This window comes from Marinobacter sp., from assembly GCF_014859525.1.
Lineage (GTDB): Bacteria > Pseudomonadota > Gammaproteobacteria > Pseudomonadales > Oleiphilaceae > Marinobacter.
In genome coordinates this window covers 1-2,481 of sequence record NZ_JACUUB010000156.1, presented here as the reverse complement: position 1 = coordinate 2,481, position 2,481 = coordinate 1, and the positions used below count along the sequence as shown (strand labels likewise).

General features: G+C 57.2%; 3 protein-coding genes. All 3 read left to right on the top strand.

What is annotated here, in order from left to right; genetic code table 11:
* Nucleotides 1-83: 83 nt before the first annotated feature.
* The 3 genes from IBX51_RS14945 to IBX51_RS14935 are packed head-to-tail and all read left to right on the top strand — an operon-like array spanning nt 84 to nt 2,452.
* The gene (locus IBX51_RS14945; RefSeq protein ID WP_291832121.1) at nt 84-392 is read left to right on the top strand and encodes an IS66 family insertion sequence element accessory protein TnpB; all 309 of its coding nucleotides are present in this window, start codon (nt 84-86) and stop codon (nt 390-392) included.
* A complete protein-coding gene (tnpB, locus tag IBX51_RS14940) occupies nt 392-760 on the top strand; it encodes an IS66 family insertion sequence element accessory protein TnpB (protein ID WP_291832122.1) in 369 nt (122 codons plus the stop codon). The genes IBX51_RS14945 and tnpB overlap by 1 nt, the downstream gene beginning before the upstream one ends.
* 57 nt (nt 761-817) lie before the next feature.
* A complete protein-coding gene (locus tag IBX51_RS14935; RefSeq protein ID WP_291832120.1) occupies nt 818-2,452 on the top strand; it encodes an IS66 family transposase in 1,635 nt (544 codons plus the stop codon).
* Nucleotides 2,453-2,481: the final 29 nt, after the last annotated feature.

Below are 2,481 nucleotides of genomic sequence, written 5' to 3'. Positions count from 1 at the left end.
GTAAGCGCCAATAAATCCGCACCTGTAGTTGATGTCCGAGTTTCGCCAAACTGATTCCTGCTTTCAAATAGAGGAGGAATCCGATGACCACCCCTGATTTACATAAGTTCTGGCAACAGACGCTATCGGACTGGCAGGCCTCGGGCCTGTCCGGTGCAGCCTACTGCAAACAAAAGTCGCTTGTTTATCATCGGTTTGTCTACTGGCGGCAGAAGCTGACTGGCAGCGAGGAGCCCATCAAGCCAGTTAAAACTCGATCCGGATTTACCCGCGTGGCCCCGATTCCGGATACCGGAGCCGGTTTGGCCGTCTCACTGCCCGGCGGCGTATCGATCACCGGGCTGCATGCCGGCAACATCGAGTTGCTGGGCATGGTGCTGAGACAGCTGTGATGCGTCACCGCTATCTGCGTCCCGCCTGGGATCTGCCGGAGATCTATCTGTACCGAAACCCCATCGACTTCCGTAAGCAGGCCAACGGCCTGGCCCTGCTGGTGGAACAGGAACTGGGGCACAGCCCGTTCTCCGGAGCCCTCTACGCCTTCACCAACCGGCAGCGGAACAAGATCAAATGCCTGATGTGGGAAGACAACGGCTTTGTGCTCTATTACAAGGCCCTGGCCGAGGAGAAATTCAAGTGGCCGGGGCCGTCCGATGACCTGATGTCGCTGACCGGCGAGCAGATCAACTGGTTGCTGGACGGCTACGACATCACGCTGTTGAGAGGCCATAAAACCCTGCATTACGAGAGCGTTGGATAGTGCTTTCTGTGGCACTTTTTTGGTGTGCCAGGACGTTGTTTTTGCTATAATTTCGACATGAAATCAACGCCTGATAACGCCCTCAAAACCCCGGATCTCAACGGTTTATCAACCGCTGAGATGGTGGCCGTTATCAGCGATCTTCAGCAACAACTGGCCGAAAAGGAAGACATTCTCCAAAGCCAGTTGAAACAGCAAGACGAGACCCTTCGGCGTCGCGACAACTATATCGTCATCCTCGAAGAACTGCTGCGCCACAAGAAGATCCAGCAGTTCGCGGCCAGCAGTGAAAAGCAGCCCAACCAGATCCTGTTGTTCGATGAAGCGGAGCTGGAAGTCGAGATTGATGAACTGCGCGATGAGCTGCCCGGGGATGTCGAAGAGGCCGACGCTCCTCGTCGTTCCCGCAAGCGTCGTCAGCGTGGCTTCTCTGATACGCTACTGCGCGAGCGCATTGAACTGACCCTCAGCGACGAAGAGAAAGCCGGTGCCACCAAGACCTTCTTCACCAAAGTGAAAGAGGAGCTGGAGTACATCCCGGCCCAGCTGAAAGTGCTGGAGTACTGGCAGGAAAAGGCGGTGTTCGAGCAGAACGGCGAAGAGCACATTGTTGCGGCCGCCCGTCCGGCGCGCCCGCTGGGCAAGTGCATCGCCACCCCGTCACTGCTGGCCTACCTCATTACCTCCAAGTACGCCGACGGCCTGCCGCTGTACCGTCAGGAGCAGATGTTCAAGCGTCTGGGTCACGAGGTCAGCCGCACCAGCATGGCTCACTGGATCATCCGGCTGAATGACGTCTTCCAGCCGCTGATCAACCTGATGCGGGAAACCCAGAACAGCGGTGATTACCTGCAAGCCGATGAAACCCGGATCCAGGTGCTCAAGGATGACGGTAAGACCGCCCAATCCGACAAATGGATGTGGGTCACCCGGGGTGGTCCACCGGGAAAACCCTCGGTTCTGTTCGAGTATGATCCATCACGAGGTGGCAAGGTGCCGGTGCGTCTGCTGGATGACTTCCAGGGTATTCTGCAAGCCGATGGCTATTCCGGCTATGGGCAGGTCTGTGCCACGAACAAGCTGACCCGAATCGGGTGTTGGGACCACGCGAGACGTAAATACGTGGAAGCGGCCCGGGCTGCGCCGGTCAAAGGCAAAAAAGGGCCACCCTCAAAAGCGGATGTAGCTCTGAGCCACATCCGCAAACTGTACGCCATTGAAAAGGCCGCCCGGGATCTGAGCGACGCGGAGCGGTATCGGGTTCGCCAGGAAAAGAGTCTGCCGTTGCTGAACGCCTTTAAAGCCTGGCTGGAGAAAAATGCCCCCAAGGTGATGAAAGGCCTGCTTACCCGTAAGGCCATGGATTACACCCTGAACCAATGGGACTACCTGGTCGGCTACTGTGAACGCGGTGACCTGAAGATCAGCAATGCCGGAGCAGAGAACGCCATCCGCCCGTTTGCCCTCGGCAGAAAGGCCTGGCTGTTCGCCGATACCCCACAAGGGGCGAAAGCCAGCGCCACCTGCTATTCGCTCATCGAAACCGCCAAGGCCAATGGCCTGGAGCCTTCCGCTTATATCCACCATGTGTTGGAACACATTGCTGAGGCCGACACGCTGGAGAAGCTCGAAGCGTTGCTGCCCTGGAATGCCGAGTTGCCTGCTTCGAAAAAAGTGGCTCAATACGATTAGGGCAAGAGGGTCGATTTAGCGGCGCTTAC